This is a genomic window from Bacillus sp. CBEL-1, assembly GCF_004348885.1.
Taxonomy (GTDB): domain Bacteria; phylum Bacillota; class Bacilli; order Bacillales; family Bacillaceae_H; genus Priestia; species Priestia aryabhattai_A.
Map to the genome: position 1 here is coordinate 421,179 of NZ_SBIM01000013.1, position 20,810 is coordinate 441,988.

Here is a 20,810-nt window from a genome sequence, read left to right on the forward strand (position 1 = left end):
AGGATTTTTGAGAATTCTTTAGAAAATGATGGAACATCTAAAACTTATACCACGCTGAACAATAAAGGTGATGGTTGCTTCCGATGTTATACCAGCACTATTCGTAACGCTCACCACAACAGAATCCGTTCCGACGAAATTTGAATTTGGTGTATATGTGATTACGCCGGTGACTGGGTCGATAAATGCTACACCATTTTGTGGTAAAGTTGTAACCCTGTAGATAAGCGTTAACCCTTGTGGATCTCGTGCGACGACTTGGGCTTGAATCGTTTCATTAACGTTTAGCGTAAACGTTTGATCTTCAATAATTGGTGCGTCTGGCTGATTTTCACCTACTGTAATTGTTGCAATGGCAGTGGTCGCTGCTCCGGTATCGTCCGTTACGAGCACAGAAAAAGTATCAGTTCCAACAAAATTTGGATTTGGGGTATAGATAAACTGTCCGTCAGCACGAAGCGTGACTTGACCGTTTGTTGGCGCTGTTCGAATTGTATAGATGAGCGGACGGCCTTGGGTATCACTTGCTGTAAATAAGCCGCTTACAGGTGTTCCTGACGTTGTTTGTAGCGTGACATCATTTGCTGTGATGATATTTGCTGATTGTGTCACTTCTATGGTGACAACCGAAAACGCTTCTTGCCCTAAATCATTGCGAACCACAACAATAAATTGATCGCTTCCAACAAAGCCAAGGTTTGGTGTATATGTGTACGCACCGCTAGTTGTCACAACAACTGCCCCTGACTTTGGCGGCGTGGCTAATGCGTAAATGAGTGGTCGACCTTGCGAGTCACTTGCTATGATTTGTCCTTGAAGCACTTGACCTGCGACAACTGTGACGTTTTGGTCTTCTGCTGTTACTTGACTGCCAGCAGCAGCAATGACCACAGAGACAACCGTCGTGACTGAGTCACCTAAATCATTGCGGACAATTACGGTAAAGCTATCGATTCCTGCAAAGTTTGGATTTGGCGTGTACGTAAACGTACCGTCCAGATTAAATACAAGCGTTCCATTTGCTGGTCCGATGCTGACAGCGTACGTTAACGGTCGACCCAGCGCATCAGTTGCCACCACTTGACCGCTAACCGGCTGGTTTTGCTGTCCAGAAACTGTAAGTGGCTCTACTGTGATTTCACTTTGAAGTTCTTCTACAACAACTCTTACTACTCCTGAAGATGAGTCTCCTCGGTCATTTTGCACCAATACTGTAAACGAATCCGTTCCGAAGAACTGTGGATTTGGCGTGTACGTAAACGTGCCGTCTGGATTAACCACAACCGTCCCGTTCTCTGGCATAGATCCTTGGGAGTAACGAAGCAGTCTGCCTTGAGAATCACTCGCTAATACAATACCTTGAACACTTTGATTTTGGACCGTTTGAATGGTTGTATCCGGAACGATAATTGTGCTTGCTGGATTATCCACAACGACTGTTACTTGAGAAATCGCTTGATCTCCCTGGTCATTTACAACGAGTACACTAAACTGGTCTTGGCCGCTAAACCCTGCATTTGGCGTATAGAGAATGGATCCATCTGGATTGACTACTGCTGTTCCATATAAAGGACTTATATTGAGTGAGTACACAAGCGGTCTGCCAAGCTGATCTCTTGCGATTATTTGACCAGTTGCAGGCTGGTTACTGACTGTTCGAATGACGAGATTCTCTGCAACAACCTGATTTGGAAACGGCGTAACTACAACGGCAATCGTATTAGTAGCGTTTAATCCCTGTGGATTTTCTACCAGTACGCTGAACGCATCATTGCCAACAAATCCCGCGTTTGGCGTATACGTGAACGTGCCATCTGGATTTAACATCACAACTCCATTAGCTGCTCCACTTCCAAGAAGCGTATACGTCAGCGGCTGCCCGTTTGGATCCGTTGCAATAACAGTTCCTGATACAGGCTGACCTTCAATGGTTTGAATCGTTTGATCCGTAACAATTGGCTGATCGTTAACAGGACCTTGAACGACAACTACAACCGTTGAGGATGCTGTATTTCCTTCTGTATCTGTAATAAGCACCCTAAACTGATCTAAGCCAAAGAACCCAGCAGTCGGTTGGTACGTAAACGTGCCATCCAGATTAACAATGACACTGCCATTTTGTGGTGGAGCTTGCAGCGTGTATAGCAAAGAAAGACCTGTTGTGCTAAATGCCATAACTTGCCCATCCACAGGCATATTAAATTCACCGGCAACCTCAGAATCCATTGCTAGAATTGCACTTGAAGATGCCAAAACTGTGACAATAACAGTTCCAACCCCTTGGGTACCGTTACTATCAGTTACGATGACGTCAAATATATCTTCTCCGACAAAGTCTGGATTCGGCGTATACGTGAACGTGCCGTCTTGGTTAATAACGGCTGTGCCGTTAAATGGTGGTACACCAAGCTGATAAGAAACAATATTGCCTTCTGGATCATCAACGGATATTTCTCCTTCTACCGGCTGGTTGACAAAAGTAATAACATTCGCTCCTAATACTGTAAAAGGAGGGTTGTTTGGTGGAGTAATTGTGACATTTACACTGCCAAACCCTTGACCTCCCCGTGTATCTTCTACTACTACAGAGAAATTATCACTTCCTATATAGCCAATGTTTGGCGTGTACGTGAATATTCCGTTACTGTTCACCACGACGCTACCATATAACGGTGCCAAATTTAACCTAAAGCGAATTGGGTCTCCATCTGGATCCGCTCCAATTAATTGGCCGGTTGCTGGCGTTCCTTGCTGTGTTACAATAGACAAGTCATTTACAGTGGGAGGACGATTTGTGCTAATAACATTAACGGTTGCTGCTGAGTTAGCGACGCCTCCTGCTGTATCTTGAAGCTCAATAATAAACGAGTCTACGCCGACAAAGCCTGGATTTGGCGTGTACGTGTACGCGCCTGTTACACTATCTACTGTCACCGTTCCGTTAAATGGCGGTCCTGATACGGAATACGTAATCGGGTTTCCATCCGGATCAAACCCTGGCGTTTGCCCGCTTATCGGCGTATTTTCAAGCGTATCAATGGTAAAATCATTTGTGATTGGCGCACGGTTGACCGGTGTTACCGTCACATTAACAATGGATGTTGCCGTTAGTCCAGATGTATCTTCTAAACTAACAGTGAATAAGTCGCTTCCTACATAATCAGTGTTTGGCGTATAAATAAAGTGTCCATCTGGACTAACCGTCACCACACCATTTTGGGCAGGCTGCCCTAGGCTATACGTTATCGGGTCTCCGTTCGGATCGATGCCAACAACTCTTCCCGTTACGCTTTGATTTTGCAGAGTGGTTATTGAGTAATTTGGCACAACCGGCGGCTGTTCAACAGGTGTAACCATTACAAGTACAGTCGTGATAACAAAGTTTCCACCTTCATCTGTAATTCGCACGGTAAACGTATCTCCACCTGTAAAATTCTCATTTGGTGTATACGTAAACACTCCGTTATTATCAATGGTGACCGTCCCGTTAAGCGGTGCATCTTCAATTGCATACGTCAGTGGCAACCCCTCTGGATCTATCGCCACGATTTGACTGGTAATCGGCGTTTCTTCCGGCGTAGAAATCATGATTTCATTTGGCGCAATTGGCGGATCGTCTACGGGTGTGACCGTAACCGTAATGATTGATAAAGCTGTACCTCCCTGCCCATCACTAACCGTTACGCCAAAGGTATCTTCGCCAACGAAATTAAGATTAGGAGTATACGTAAAGCTTCCATCAGGGTTCACAGTCGCTACCCCATTGCTGCCCTGATAAGCTAATGAATAGATAAGGGGATTTCCATCTACATCCGTGGCAAACACTTGATTGATAAGAATCGTATCTTCTAAAATTGTATATTGATAGTTTGGTACAACGGGTGGGTCGTTTACCGGTACTACGGTCACAAGAATGTTAACAATGATAAAACTTCCCGCCGTATCGGTTACGCGAATCGTAAACGTATCTGGTCCATTGTAGTTAAGGTTTGGTGTATAGAGAAACGAACCTTGCTGATCGACCACTGCCGTTCCGTTTATCGGCGCGTCTTCAAGCGTATAGATTAACGGATCTCCATCTGGATCCACGGCGTTTACAGCACTTGTAATCGCCGTATCTTCATTGGTTACAATCTCAATTTCATTTGGCGCAATTGGTGGATCATTTACTGGTAATACGGTTATGGTAATCGTTGAAACCGCCTGCCCTCCATTAGGGTCAGTCACCAGCACAAAGAAATTATCCGTTCCGGTAAAGTTTGCGTTTGGCGTGTACGTATACGTCCCGTCTGGATTCACGACGGCTGTTCCGTTCACCGGTGGAGAAAGCAAGCTATACGATAGCGGATCCCCGTCTACATCCGTACCAACCACTCGGTTTGCTAATACGGTATCTTCATTAATACTAAACTGGTAATCTGGAACAGTTGGCACGTCGTTCACTGGATTTACAATAACCTGTACGTTCACAATGATAAACGCTCCGCTTGTGTCCGTAACGCGAACGGTAAACGTATCTGTTCCGGTAAAGTTTGGATTTGGTGTATAGAGAAACGAACCTTGCTGCTCTACCTCTACTGTTCCGTTTATAGGTAAATCTTCCAACGTATAAACTAGCGGATTTCCATCTGGATCAGTTGCGTTTATAACGCCCCCTACCGCTGTGTCTTCATTCGTTGTAACGGTAATTAAGTTCGGTGCAATTGGCGGGTCATTGACCGGGAGAACCGTAATAACAATTTCCGAGATAGCCGTGCCGCCGTTTGGATCCTGTACGTTTACAAAGAAATTATCTTGCCCGTTAAAGTCTGGGTTTGGTGTATACGTAAACGTCCCGTCTGGATTGACAACTACCGTGCCATTAGCTGGTGGAGAAGCCAGTGAATAGATAAGCGCATCTCCGTCTGCATCCGTTCCAATAACTACGCTATTCAAGACGGTATCTTCTAGAATTGTATACGCATAGTTCGGAACGGTTGGCGGGTCGTTCACTGGAATAACATTAATTAAGACTGTTGTAATAATAAATGCTCCTTGCGGATCGCTGACTCGAATAGTAAAGGTATCAAATCCATTGTAATTAAGGTTAGGCGTATAGGTAAACGTTCCGTTGGCATTTACTACAACTACGCCGTTGGTTGGTGCATTTTCAAGCGTATACGTTAGGGGCTCGCCTTCAGGATCAATTGCTACAACTTGACTTGTTACAGCTGTGTCTTCATTGGTCGTTAAGTTAAGGTTAAGTGGTCCAACCGGTCGATCATTAATCGGTAGAACCGTCACCGTAATAGTAGATGCAGCTGTGCCTCCTTGACCATCATTTACAAGCACTGTAAACGTATCAATACCATTAAAGTTTTCACTTGGCGTATACGTGTAAACACCGTTGGCATTTACTACAACCACGCCATTTGTTGGTGCAATAAGAAGTGAATAAGTTAGAGGATTTCCGTCTACGTCCGTTGCAATAACTGCAGACGTAATAGCCGTATCTTCATTTGTTATAATTTGATAGTTTGGTACGACTGGCGGATCATTCACCGGCGTAACCGTAATCACTTGGGAAGACGTTGCGTTTCCACCAGCATTATCAGTTACAAAGACAGTAAAGGAATCCGTTCCATTAAAGTTTTGGCTCGGCGTATACGTATAAGCGCCCGTTGCGCTATTCAACACAACTGTGCCGAATTTCGGTAGATCTTGTAGTGTATAAACTAGTGGATTTCCAAATACATTTGTGGCTACCACTTGACCTTGCACAGGAATATCTTCTGGTGTTGTCAACTGCGCGTCTTGAGCCGTTGTGTTTCCATTTGTCGCTAAAACGGTAACTGTTACTGTTGAAAGGGCTGTCGCTCCTTCTGAATCTGTGACGAGTACCGTGAATACATCTCCACCGATATATCCCGGATTTGGCGTATACGTAAACGTGCCATCAGGATTTAATAAGACTGTGCCGTTTGTTGGTAGCTGGTTTACCGTATACGTTAACGCATTTCCTTCTGGGTCTAAGGCTGGTATGGTACTAAAAATCGGTATATTAACCGTTGTTGTAATACTTTCGTCTTGAACGATAGGTGAGTCATTCACCGGTACTATTGTAATAAATACAGTAGATATAGCTGTACCACCTTGATCATCGGCTACTAAAACACTAAATACATCCGTACCGTTATAATTTAAATTCGGCGTATACGTAAACGTACCATCTAAGTTCACAACTACTATTCCGTTTATTGGAGGGTTTTCTAAGGTAAATGTAATTGGATCTCCAGAAGGGTCGGTTGCTGGAATTTGACTGGATAATGAAGTGTCTTCATTAATTGTAAAAGTTAAATCTGCAGTAACAGGTGGATCATTCACTGAAATGACGTTAATTGTTACTGTGGAAACCGCTGTGCCTCCTTGCCCATCACTTACTAGTACGGTAAATACGTCAAGTCCAAAGAAATCTAAGGTTGGCGTATACGTAAACGTCCCGTCGGCATTCACAACAGCTACTCCATTGGTCGCTTGCGTTTGCAGCGTATACGTCAACGGATTTCCATCTACATCTGTTCCTACTACAGCACCCAGCAAAGGTACATCTTCTAGTGTTGAAAACGTATAATTAGGAACGGTCGGTGGGTCGTTGACCGGGACAATCGTAATATTTACGGTCGAGACTGCTGTGCCTCCTTGCCCATCACTGACCAATATCGTAAAGCGATCTGTTCCATTATAGTTTGCATTTGGCGTATACGTAAATGTTCCATCCGTATTTACTACCGCTACTCCATTTGCAGGAGAATTTTGCAGCGTATAGGTTAGGGGATTGCCGTCTGGATCAAATGCCACAACTTGATTAGATATCTCCGTGTCTTCTGCAATGGTAAAAAACAAATCAGATGTAACAGGCGGATCATTGACTGGCAGCACGTTAATGGTCACTGTTGAAACTGCCGTACCTCCTACACCATCACTCACTAAAATTGTAAAGGCATCCGTGCCATTAAAATTCAGGTTCGGCGTATACGTAAACGTCCCATCGACATTCACAACAGCGACCCCGTTTGTTGCTTGTGTCTGCAGCGCATAGGTTAGAGGGTTACCGTCTGCATCGGTTGCCACAACGCTTGCAATAACCGCTGCGTCCTCTTGAGTTGAAAACGTATAGTTTGGTATAACTGGTGGATCATTCACTGGCGTAATGGTAATAAAAATGCTAGAAACGGCTGTGCCTCCTTGACCATCGCTCACTAGCACTGTAAATACATCTGTTCCGTTGTAATTTAAGTTCGGCGTATACGTAAATGTTCCGTCCACATTGACAACTGCCGTGCCATTTACCGGTGCGTTTTGCAAGCTAAACGTCAGTGGATTACCGTCTACATCCGTTGCTGTTACTTGCCCTGCTAGTGAATTATCCTCAGGAATAGTGAAAAATAAATCTCCTGTTAGCGGTGGATCATTCACTGGTAACACATTAATTGTGACGGTCGAGACCGCTGTTCCTCCTTGACCATCGCTCACCAATACTGTAAACACGTCTGTTCCATTAAAATTTAAGTTTGGCGTATACGTAAACGTTCCATTTGCATTCACAATTGCCGTTCCGTTAGTTCCTTGGGTTTGAAGTGTGTATGTTAATGGATTGCCGTCTATATCGTTCCCAACAATCGTTCCAACAACGATGGCATCCTCTTGTGTAGAAAATGTATAGTTTGGAACGGTTGGTGGATCATTTACCGGAATTACATTAATAGTAACGGTTGAAACGGCTGTGCCTCCTTGGCCATCGCTCACCAACACTGTAAACACGTCTGTTCCATTAAAGTTCAAATTTGGCGTATACGTAAACGTTCCATCTGCATTCACAACTGCCGTTCCGTTAGCAGGCGTATTTTGTAAAGAAAATGTGAGCGGATCTCCATCAGGATCTGTAGCCGTCACGCGATTTGATAACGTAGTATCTTCATTGATTGTAAATGCTAAATCCCCTGTAACTGGTGGATCATTCACGGGTAAAACGTTAATGGTAACGGTTGAAACGGCTGTGCCTCCTTGGTCGTCGCTCACCAACACTGTAAAGACATCTGTACCGTTAAAGTTAAGGTTTGGCGTGTACGTAAACATCCCGTCTATATTTACTACCGCTACTCCATTTACAGGAGAATTTTGCAGTTGATACGTGAGCGGATTTTGATCAGAATCAACCGCTACAATTGCTCCCACTATTTCCGAATCTTCTTGAATGGTAAACGTATAATTCGGAACAACAGGAGGATCATTTACAGGAATAACCGTTATCGTAACGACAGAAACGGCCGTGCCTCCTTGACCGTCGCTCACTAACACTGCAAACTGATCGGTTCCGTTGAAATTTAAGTTTGGGGTGTACGTATACGTGCCATCAGCGTTTACAACGACAGCACCATTTGTTGGTTCAGTTTGCAAGCTAAACGTCAGTGGATTCCCGTCTACATCTGTCGCAAAAATTTGTCCTGTAAGAGGCGTATCCTCCAGCGTTTGAAGAAAATAGTTTTGTGTAACCGGTGCGTCGTTGACAGGTGTAATAATGAGCGTAACTGTTGAAACGGCTGTGCCTCCTTGGCCATCGCTTACAATAACAGTAAAACTATCGGTTCCGTTAAAGTTCAAGTTAGGGGTATAAACAAATTCACCGTTAGGATTGACCGTTACCGTTCCGTTTACAGGGGCTGTGCCCAACTGATAGGTTAGCGGATTGCCATCAACGTCTGATCCAACCACTTGACCAATAGCTGGTACGTCCTCAGGGTTTGTAACGGTATAGTTAGGCACAGTTGGAGGAGTATTAATAGCAGTGACGCTGTTAATAGCAGAAGCTGCAGACCCTGTCACTGTATTCCCAGGAGTGCTTTGGAACTGATAATGAACAAATAATTGATTTGACAGCTGGCTAACGTTTGTTAATGGACCCGTAACGTTAACTTGATACGTTAACGTTACGGTCTGGTTAACCGCAATTGTACCAAGAGAAATCCCCGCTTGGATATCTATATTTGTCTGCTGCACTCCATTTACAAACAAACTGTTAGGAACAAAATCTGTGGCATCAGACAATGCATCCGTTGCAACAACAAGATTAGCTGCTGCTGTTCCTGTATTTTGAATTGCAACGGTATACGTAACAAGATCCCCTGTTCTCGCTGACGATACGTTAGCCGTTTTGTTAATAGTAAATACAGGAGCATTGATATCGATTTGAAGTCCTAACGAGTTAATAACGTAGGTATCTCCACTCGTGCTACCTCTCACCGTTGCAGTTGATTGATTGTTTTGCAGTCTTGCTGATACATCAATATTAGTAATATCCCATCCTTGACGTGCACCTGAAATATTAGTGCCAAGAGGGTGATTTACATTCCCAAATGTCCCCGACGTATCAAGCGTACCTGCGTCATTGTTAATTTGAGATGCAAAGAAGTTTGTGAGCGGATTGTTCGGACCTGATACTGCTTGAAGCGTAGAAATAGTGGGACCAAACAATAGTTGATCCCCTGTTATAACCGAATCGCCTTCAATGGAACTGACTAGTAATCTACCGTTTACTGTTCCTGTTACGGGTGTTCCAAACCCTGAAACCGTTGCAGTTGTGCTACCAGTTCCACTTGTTAATTCAGCTCCAACAAAAAGGGACAAGTTACGAGATCGCTGCAGCGGATCTTCATATACGACGGCTAACGTCCACCCCGCTGAGTTTATCGTATTCTCTAAATTCCCCTGCGTACCAGGAACGCCAAGTGCCGTATACGTACCGGGTCCTGTTACAAGGTTTGTTACATTGGCGCTTCTTACATAAAATAGATTAGGAGATGTGGTTAACGTTGAACGAGTAGCTGTATCAGGAGAAATTGTGAAGTTCCCTGAAGGTGTGCGGAACGTAATGGAATTATTAATAAAGGCACTCACATTCTCATCGTTGGAAGTATATAAACCTCCCCAAATTAACTCTGCATATAAAACTTTCGTCGTTGTAGCCGGTAATCGTAATACCGCACTTGAAGCATTTTGTCGCCAATCGGCGGTGGTACCAAGCGGGTATGACCCATCAACAGAGTTAGGATTAACGCTAAAGAAAGTTCCGATTGAATGGGCAGTTCCTGGGGCATTCACGTTATTTTGCTTACTGAGACCAAAAGTATTTCCTGTAAAAGTAATTGCCCCGTTTGCATTCCCTAAAAATCGATTAATATATGGCACAGTATTCTCACCTCATTTTTGTAACGTATTTAATAGTTTATAAATTTATTCAAAAAGTGTTCTTATTAAATAAAAGCGTGCAACATTGCTATTACATATTGTATTAACTGTTTTCAGTACTACTTTCAATACTTTTTTTAGATTTCATCTTGCTATTATCTAGATAAGCCTAATACAATACGCTTTCACACTTTCTAGAGTAGCTTAGCCACTCATGTTTCTTCTTTTAAAAAAGCCTCTCTTAGACAAGAAGCTATCTAAAAGAGGCTTTTGGGAGTTTTTAGAAAATGATGGAACATCTAAAACTTATGCCGCGCTGAACAATAAATGTAATAGTAGCTGTTGAGGTTAGACCTGCACTGTTTGTTACGCTTACTACTACAGTGTCTGTGCCGACAAAGTTTGGGTTCGGTGTATACGTAATTACACCAGTTTCCGGATCAATAAAGGCTACTCCATTTTGCGGCGGAGTGACAATTCTATAAACAAGCGGCAACCCTTGTGGATCTCGTGCGACGACTTGAGCTTGAATCGTTTCATTCACATTTAGCGTAAACGTTTGATCTTCAATAATTGGTGCATTCGGCTGAACAGCTCCGACAGTAATTGTTGCAATTGCCGTAGCTGCTGCTCCCGTATCATCAATTATCAGTACTGAGAATGAATCAGTTCCTACAAAGTTTCCATTTGGCGTATAGACAAATTGACCATTCGCACCTAACGTCACTCGACCGTTCGTTGGTGCCGTGCGAAGCGTAAACGTTAACGGACGTCCTTGCGTATCGCTCGCTGTAAACAAGCCGTTTACAGGTGTTCCTGACGTTGTTTGTAGCGTGATATTATTTGCTGTAATAACGTTTGCTGCTGGGGTAACTTCGACAGTCACAACAGAAAATGCTTGTTGCCCTAAATCATTGCGAACAACAACGATAAACTGGTCCGTTCCCACAAATCCAAGGTTTGGCGTATACGTGTACGCACCGCTAGCAGTTATAACAACCGTCCCTGAAGTCGGAGAAGTTGCTAAAGCATAAGTCAATGGTCGACCTTGCGAGTCACTTGCTACGATTTGGCCTTGAAGTAATTGACCTGCGACAACTGTTACGCTTTGGTCTTGTGCTGTGACTTGACTTCCAGTACTAGCAATGACGACAGAGACAACCGTCGTGACTGAGTCACCTAAATCATTGCGAACAATTACCGTAAAGCTATCAATTCCTGCAAAGTCTGGATTTGGCGTATACGCAAACGTTCCGTCCGGGTTAAATACAAGCGTTCCGTTTGCTGGTCCGATGCTGACAGCGTACGTTAACGGACGACCAAGTGCATCGGTTGCCACTACCTGGCCGCTAACCGGCTGATTTTGCTGTCCAGACACTGTGAGTGGCTGCACGGTAATGGTGTCTTGAAGCTGCGAAACAACAACTCGAACGACACCAGTTGCTGAATCTCCTCTGTCATTTTGCACAAATACCGTAAACGAATCTGTTCCAAAGAACTGTGGAGCTGGCGTATACGTAAACGTTCCGTCTGCATTTACTACAACCGTGCCATTTGCTGGCGCTGACCCTTGAGAATAGCGAAGCGGACGATTTTGAGAATCAGTTGCTAGTACGACCCCTTGCACACTTTGGTTTTGCACCGTTTGAATCGTTGTATCTGGAACGGTAATTGTGCTTGCTGGGTTATCGACAACAACCGTGACTTGAGATATGGCTTGATCTCCCTGGTCGTTTACAACGAGTACACTAAACTGATCTTGACCGCTAAACCCAGCGTTTGGTGTATAAACAACAGTTCCATCGGAATTAACTACCGCTGTTCCGTATAGTGGATTCGTATTTAACGAATAGGTTAATGGTCTGCCCAGCTGATCTCTTGCTACAATTTGCCCCGTTGCTGGCTGACCAAGTACTGTTCGAATTGTAAGGTTTTCTGCAACAACTTCATTTGGAAACGGCGTAACTACAACGGCAATGGTAGTAGTTGCATTAAGACCTTGTGGATTTTGTACAAGTATACTAAACGCATCGTTGCCAACAAAACCTGGATTTGGTGTATATGTGAACGTACCATCTGGATTTAGTACCACAACTCCATTCACAGCTCCGCTGCCAAGTAGCGTATACGTTAACGGCTGCCCGGTTGGATCGATAGCAATAACGGCTCCTGCTACGGGCTGACCTTCAATCGTTTGAATCGTTTGGTCCGTCACTATTGGTTGCTGAGCGACTGGGCCTTGAACGAAAGCAACGACATTTGCAACTTGTGCATTGCCCTGTGTGTCAGTAACAAGTACTGAAAATTGATCCGAACCGAAAAATCCAGTTGTTGGTGAATAAACATACGTCCCATCTGGGTTGACCGTTACCGTACCGTTTTGAGGCGGCGTTTGGAGCGTATACAGTAGCGGAAGCCCCGTCGTACTTGTCGCCATAACTTGCCCGTCTATCGGTGTATTAAACTCAAGAGAAATTTCAGAATCCATAACTACGATTATGCTTGAAGACGGCAATACGTTAATAATAACTGTACCTAACCCTTGGATACCATTACCATCCGTAACAATGACGTCAAAGAAATCTTCCCCAACAAAATTTTGATTTGGCGTATACGTAAACGTCCCGTCTTGATTAAGAATAGCCGTTCCGTTTTGAGGCTGGGCACTAATTTGATAAGATACAATATTGCCTTCAGGATCATCAACAGCAACTAATCCGTTAACTGGTTGATTAATAAGGGTTGTCACTTCCGCACCAAGTACCGTAAAAGGTTGAGGAGCTGGGTTAATGGTGACCGTTACTGTTCCAAAGCCTTGCCCTCCTCGCGTGTCTTCTACAATAACTGAGAAGTTATCGTTGCCAACATATCCAATATTCGGCGTATACGTAAATGTCCCGTCACTATTGATTACTACCGTTCCATTTAAAGGTGCCAAGTTTAATCTAAAGCGAATCGGGTCTCCGTCCGCGTCCGTTCCAATCAATTGCCCTGTTGCCGGTAATCCTTGCTGCGTTGCAATGGACAAATCGTTTACAGTTGGCGGAAGGTTCGTGCTAATAACAGTGACCGTTCCAAGAGACTGAGCCACTCCGCCTGCACTATCTCGAAGCTCAATTGTAAACGAATCAACACCTACAAATCCTGGATTTGGTGTATACGTATACGCACCTGTCACGCTATCCACTGTCACTGTTCCGTTAAATGGCGGTCCTGATACGGAATACGTGATTGGGTTTCCATCAGGATCAAACCCTGGCGTTTGCCCGTTTATCGGCGTATTTTCAAGCGTATCAATGGTAAAATCATTTGTGATTGGCGCACGGTTGACCGGCGTCACCGTCACATTAACAATGGATGTTGCCGTTAGTCCGGATGTATCTTCTAAAACAACAGTGAACAAATCGCTTCCTACATAATCAGTGTTTGGCGTATAAATGAAGTTTCCATCTGGACTAACCGTCACCACACCATTTTGGGCAGGCTGCCCTAGGCTATACGTAATCGGGTCTCCGTTCGGATCGATTCCAACAACTGTGCCAGTTACACTTTGATTTTGCAGAGTGGTTATTGAGTAGTTTGGCACAACCGGCGGCTGTTCAACAGGTGTTACCATAACTAGCACGGTCGTAATAACAAAATTCCCGCCTGCATCTGTAATTCGAACGGTAAACGTATCTCCACCCGTGAAATTCTCATTCGGGGTATAAGTGAACACGCCATTATTATCAATGATAACCGTTCCGTTAATCGGTGCGTCTTCAATCGCATACGTTAACGGTAATCCTTCTGGGTCTATTGCGACAATTTGAGTTGTAACAGGCGTTTCTTCCGGTGTAGAAATCATGATTTCATTTGGCGCAATCGGCGGATCATCTACCGGTGTAACCGTAATGGTAACGATTGATAAAGCTGTACCTCCTTGCCCGTCACTAACTGTTACGCCAAAGTTATCTTCACCAACAAAGTTAGGGTTAGGAATATAGGTGAAGCTTCCATCAGGGTTCACAGTCGCTATTCCATTGCTACCTTGATAAGCTAGCGAATACGTTAGCGGATCTCCATCCACATCTGTGGCAAACACTTGGTTGATAAGAATCGTATCTTCTAAAATCGTATACTGATAGTTTGGTACAATCGGTGGATCGTTTACTGGCACAACCGTGACGTTAACATTTACAATAATAAAGTTTCCAGCCGTATCGGTCACTCGGATTGTAAATGTGTCTGGTCCATTGTAGTTAAGGTTTGGTGTATAGAGAAACGAACCTTGCGGATCAACCACAGCTGTTCCGTTTATTGGTGCATTTTCAAGCGTATAGATTAACGGATCTCCATCTGGATCCACGGCGTTTACAGCACTTGTAATCGCCGTATCTTCATTGGTTACAATCTCAATTACATTTGGCGCAATCGGTGGATCGTTCACTGGTACGACGGTTATTGTGAGCGTTGATACCGCCTGCCCTCCGTTTGGATCACTTACAAGTACAAAAAAGTTATCCGTTCCGTTAAAGTTTGCGTTTGGCGTATAGGTGTACGTGCCATCTGGATTAACCACGGCTGTTCCGTTCACCGGCGGCGAAAATAAGCTATACGTTAACGGGTCCCCGTCTACATCCGTACCAACCACTCGATTGGATAATACGGTATCTTCGTTAATAGTAAACTGGTAATCTGGAACCGTTGGCACATCGTTTACTGGATTTACAATAACCTGTACGTTCACAATGATAAACGCTCCGCTTGTATCCGTAACGCGAACGGTAAACGTGTCCGTTCCGTTAAAATTCAGATTTGGGGTATAGACAAACGATCCCTGTGGGTCAACTACTACGGTTCCATTTATAGGGGTGTCTTCAAGCGTATACGTCAATGGATCTCCGTCTGGGTCAATTGCGTTGATGGTTCCCCCTACCGCTGTATCTTCGTTCGTTGTAACGGTAATTAAGTTCGGTGCAATTGGCGGGTCATTGACCGGGACAACCGTAATAATAATTTCTGAGATAGCCGTGCCGCCGTTTGGATCCTGTACGTTTACAAAGAAATTATCTTGCCCGTTAAAGTCTGGGCTTGGCGTATACGTAAACGTTCCGTCTGGATTGACAACTACCGTGCCATTAGCTGGCGGAGAAGCTAATGAATAGGTAAGCGCATCTCCGTCTGCATCCGTTCCAATAACTACGCTATTCAAGACGGTATCTTCTAGAATTGTATACGCATAGTTGGGAACGGTTGGCGGGTCGTTCACTGGAATAACGGTAACCATTACATTCGTAATAATGAACGCACCGGACGGGTCACTAATTCGAACCGTAAATGAATCCATGCCGTTATAGTTAAGATTTGGCGTATACGTATAAGTTCCATCTGGGTTGACAACTGCTGTGCCGTTTGTTGGTGCATTTTCAAGAGTGTAGGTTAATACATCTCCATCTGGATCTGTTGCAATAATTTGGCCAATTAGCGTGGTGTCTTCGAGCGTTGTAACAAAGATTTCATTTGGTCCAACCGGCGGATCATTCACCGGGACGACTGTAACTGTAATGATTGATGTTGCCGTTCCTCCTTGGCCATCATCAACGAGAACCGTAAACTGATCTGTTCCATTAAAGTTTGGGTTTGGTGTATACGTATAGGTGCCATTCGTATTTACCAAAGCTACTCCGTTTGTTGGCGCAACAAGAAGTGAGTACGTGAGTGGGTTACCGTCTACATCCGTTGCAATAACTACTGAAGCAATAGGCGTATCTTCAAGCGTTGTAATCTGATAGTTTGGTACGACTGGCGGATCATTCACCGGCGTAACCGTAATCACTTGGGAAGACGTTGCGTTTCCACCAGCATTATCAGTTACAAAGACAGTAAAGGAATCCATTCCATTAAAGTTTTGGTTCGGCGTGTAAGTGTACACGCCTGTCGCGCTGTCTAAGATAACCGTTCCAAAAGCAGGTGGATCTTGTAGTGTGTAAACTAGTGGATTTGCAAGTACATTTGTGGCTACCACTTGACCTTGCACAGGAATATCTTCTGGTGTTGTCAACTGCGCGTCTTGAGCCGTTGTATTTCCGTTCGTTGCTAACACAGTAACCGTTATTGTTGAAAGGGCTGTCGCTCCTTCTGAATCCGTGACAAGCACCGTGAATACATCCCCACCGATATATCCCGGGTTTGGCGTATACGTAAACGTTCCATCGGGGTTTAGTACGACTGTGCCATTTGTTGGTGGTTGGCTAACCGTATACGTTAACGCATTTCCTTCTGGGTCTGAAGCTGGTACACTGCTTAAAATTGGAATGTTAACGGTTGTTGTAATTGTTCGGTCCTGAACAACCGGGGGGTCATTTACTGGTACAATTGTAATAAAAATGTTCGAAACCGCAGTTCCGCCTTGACCGTCTGATACAAGAACACTAAAGGTATCTGTTCCATTGTAATTAAGGTTTGGCGTATACGTAAACGTCCCGTCTGCGTTGACAATCGCTGTTCCATTTATAGGTGCGTTTAACAAGCTAAAGGTTAACGGGTCCCCCTCTGGGTCAGTGGCAGGTACTTGATTTGAAAGAACGGTATCTTCATTGATTGTAAACGTTAAATCAGCTGTCACCGGTGGATCGTTTACCGGTTGAACATTAATTGTGACCGTAGAGACGGCCGTGCCTCCTTGACCATCGCTCACCAGTACTGTAAACACATCTGTTCCATTAAAATTTAAGTTTGGCGTATACGTAAACGTCCCGTCTGCGTTGACAACCGCTATTCCGTTTGCCGCTTGCGTTTGCAGCGTATAGGTTAAAGGATTACCATCTACGTCAAAGCCTACGATAGCACCCGTTACTGATGAATCTTCCTGTGTTGAGAACGTATAGTTTGGAACCGTTGGTGGATCGTTCACTGGCACGATTGTAATATTAACAGTCGAAACCGCAGTGCCTCCCTGACCGTCACTTACTAAGACGGTAAAACGATCCGTGCCGTTATAGTTCGGGTTTGGCGTATACGTAAACGTCCCGTCCGCGTTGACAACAGCTGTTCCATTTAATGCTGGATTTTGCAACGCATAGGTTAACGGGTCTCCATCCACATCAAAAGCTACGACTTGGCTGGATATTCCTGTGTCTTCTGCAATGGTAAAAAACAAATCCGATGTAACAGGAGGGTCATTGACTGGCAGCACGTTAATGGTTACTGTCGAAACAGCGGTGCCCCCTTGACCATCACTCACCAAAATTGTAAAGACATCCGTGCCGTTAAAATTCGGGTTTGGCGTATACGTAAACGTTCCATCCGCGTTGACAACCGCTACCCCGTTTGTTGCTTGCGTCTGCAACGTATAGGTAAGTGGATCTCCATCTACATCAATTGCCACAACGTTAGCAATTACCGGTCCGTCTTCTTGCGTCGTAAACGTGTAGTTCGGGATGACTGGGCCATCGTTTACCGGAGTAATGGTAATAAAAACGGTCGAAACCGCGGTGCCTCCTTGACCATCGCTCACCAAAACTGTAAATTGGTCGCTACCATTGTAATTTAAGTTCGGCGTATACGTAAACGTTCCATCTGCGTTGACAAGTACCGTGCCGTTTACCGGCGCATTTTGTAAACTAAACGTCAGTGGATCACCGTCTACATCTGTTGCCGTTACTTGCCCTGCTAGTGAATTATCCTCAGGAATAGTGAAAAATAAGTCTCCTGTTAGCGGTGGATCATTGACTGGCAACACATTAATTGTGACGGTCGAAACCGCCGTGCCTCCCTGCCCGTCGCTTACTAGAACCGTAAACACGTCGGTTCCATTAAAATTTAAGTTTGGCGTATACGTAAACGTTCCATTTGCATTCACAATTGCCGTTCCGTTAGTTCCTTGGGTTTGAAGTGTATATGTTAACGGATTTCCGTCTACATCATTTCCTACAATCGTTCCTACAACCGACGCATCTTCCTGCGTTGAAAACGTATAGTTTGGAACCGTTGGTGGATCGTTTACAGGTAGAACTGTAATTGTCACTGTAGAGACCGCCGTGCCTCCCTGCCCGTCGCTTACTAGAACCGTAAACACGTCGGTTCCATTAAAATTCAAATTTGGCGTATACGTAAACGTTCCATCTGCGTTGACAAGTACCGTCCCATTTGTTGGTGCATTTTGCAGGGCAAACGTTAAAGGGTCTCCATCAGGATCAGTAGCCGTCACACGATTTGATAACGTAGTATCTTCATTGATTGTAAATGCTAAATTCCCTGTAACTGGTGGATCATTCACGGGTAAAACGTTAATGGTAACAGTGGAAACGGCTGTGCCTCCTTGACCATCACTTACTAATACCGTAAACGCATCTGTCCCGTTAAAATTAAGGTTTGGCGTATACGTAAATGTTCCATCTGGATTAACAACCGCCACGCCGTTTGCAGGCGCACTTTGGAGCTGATACGTCAGCGGATCTTGATCCGAGTCAACTGCGACAACTGCTCCTATTACTGCTGAATCTTCTTGTGTGGTAAACGTATAGTTTGGAACAACCGGTGGATCATTTACAGGAATAACTGTAACTGTAACTACTGAAACAGCGGTGCCTCCCTGCCCGTCGCTTACTAAGACTGCAAATTGATCCGTTCCGTTAAAGTTTGCATTGGGTGTATACGTATAAGTACCATCACCGTTAAGTGTAACTACACCATTTGCTGGTGCTGTTTGCAAACTGAATGTCAGCGGGTCCCCGTCTACATCCGTCGCAAAAATTTGGCCGTTAAGCGGCGTGTCCTCTAGCGTTTGAACAAAATAGTTTTGCGTAACAGGCGTATCGTTAACAGGTGTAATAATAAGCGTAACTGTTGAAACAGCTGTGCCTCCTTGACCGTCGCTCACAATGACAGTAAAGCTATCCGTTCCGTTAAAATTTGTGTTTGGCGTATAGACAAACTGACCGTTAGGGTTAACCGTTACCGTTCCGTTTACAGGGGCTGTGCCCAACTGATAGGTTAGCGGATTGCCATCAACGTCTGATCCAACCACTTGACCAATAGCTGGCGTATCTTCTGGACTTGTTACCGTATAATCAGGTACCGTTGGCGGAGTGTTAACAGCCGTCACGTTGTTTATTGCTGAAGCAGATGACCCTGTCAACGTATTGCCTGGTGTACTTTCAAACTGATATTCAATAAATACTTGGTTTGAAAGTTGAGAAACATTCGTTAACGGTCCTGCTACTCGAACTTGATAGATTAACGTAATCGTTTGGTTAATACCTACTGTACCAAGAGCGATTCCACTTTGAATACTTGTATTAGGCTGTTGTACTCCATTTACAAACAAGCTATTCGGTACAAAGTTTGTTGCATTAGATAGTGCATCCGTTGCAATCACCAAGTTAGCGGCTGCCGTTCCCGTATTCTGAATGGTAACAGTATACGTAACAAGATCTCCAGTTCTGGCTGACGACACGTTAGCTGTTTTATTAATGGTAAACACAGGAGCATTGATATTGACTTGAAGCCCTAGCGTATTGACAACATACGTATCTCCATTTGTGCTCCCTCGCAACGCTGCAGTTGATTGATTATTTTGCAGCCATGGTGATACGTCAATGTTTGTAATATCCCATCCTTGACGAGCTCCTGAAATGTTGGTGCCAAGAGGATGATTCACATTTCCAAACGTTCCGGCTGTATCAAGCGTACCGGCATCATTGTTAATTTGGGATGCAAAGAAGTTCGTAATCGGATTGTTTGGGCCTGACACTGCCTGAAGCGTTGTCGGAGTTGGGCCGAATAAAAATTGATCACCTGTTAAAACTGAATCTCCTTCAATAGAACTGACTAGCAGTCTACCATTCACTGTTCCAGTTACGGGTGTGCCAAAACCAGAGACCGTTGCAGTTGACGTTCCAGCACTACTCGTTAATTCAGCGCCAACGAAAAGAGACAAGTTACGAGACCTTTGTAGCGGATCTTCATATACAACGGCTAACGTCCAACCCGCTGAGTTTAGCGTGTTATCTAAATTCCCCTGCGTACCAGGAACGCCAAGTGCCGTATAAGTACCAGCTCCCGTAATTAAATTTGTTACGTTTGCACTTCTTACATAAAAGAAGTTTGGGGAAGTAGTTAATGTTGAACGTGTTGCTGTATCAGGAGCAATGGTAAAACTGCCTGATGGTGTACGAAACGTAATAGAGTTATTTATGAATGCACTCACATTCTCATCTGTTGAAGTATACAATCCTCCCCAAATCAACTCTGCGTATAAAACTCTCGTTGTTGTAGCAGGCAGTCGTAATACCGCACTTGAAGCATTTTGTCGCCAATCAGCAGTCGTACCAAGTGGATACGAACCGTCAACGGAACTTGCGTTTGCGCTAAAAAAAGTTCCAATGGCGTGAGCAGTCCCAGGTGCATTAGCATTAGTTTGTTTACTAAGACCAAATGTATTTCCTGTAAAAGTAATTGCCCCGTTTGCATTAGTTAAGAAACGGTTAATATATGGCACAGTCTTTTCACCTCATTTTTTCGATATACTTTACAGTTTATTATGTCTCTTCAATAAATGTTCCTAAGTGTATACAACACACTTATACATAACTCTATGTAGG

Annotated in this window: 2 protein-coding genes; both read right to left on the minus strand. The window is 44.3% G+C overall.

The features are described 5' to 3' along the window. Positions 1 to 18: 18 nt before the first annotated feature. The gene (locus EPL02_RS12280) at positions 19 to 10,224 is read right to left on the minus strand and encodes a tandem-95 repeat protein (protein ID WP_131887868.1); all 10,206 of its coding nucleotides are present in this window, start codon (positions 10,222 to 10,224) and stop codon (positions 19 to 21) included. A 280-nt stretch (positions 10,225 to 10,504) separates the two neighbouring features. Next, positions 10,505 to 20,707 (minus strand): tandem-95 repeat protein, encoded by a 10,203-nt coding sequence (locus EPL02_RS12285; RefSeq protein WP_131887869.1) that lies wholly within the window; start codon positions 20,705 to 20,707, stop codon positions 10,505 to 10,507. Positions 20,708 to 20,810 lie beyond the last annotated feature (103 nt).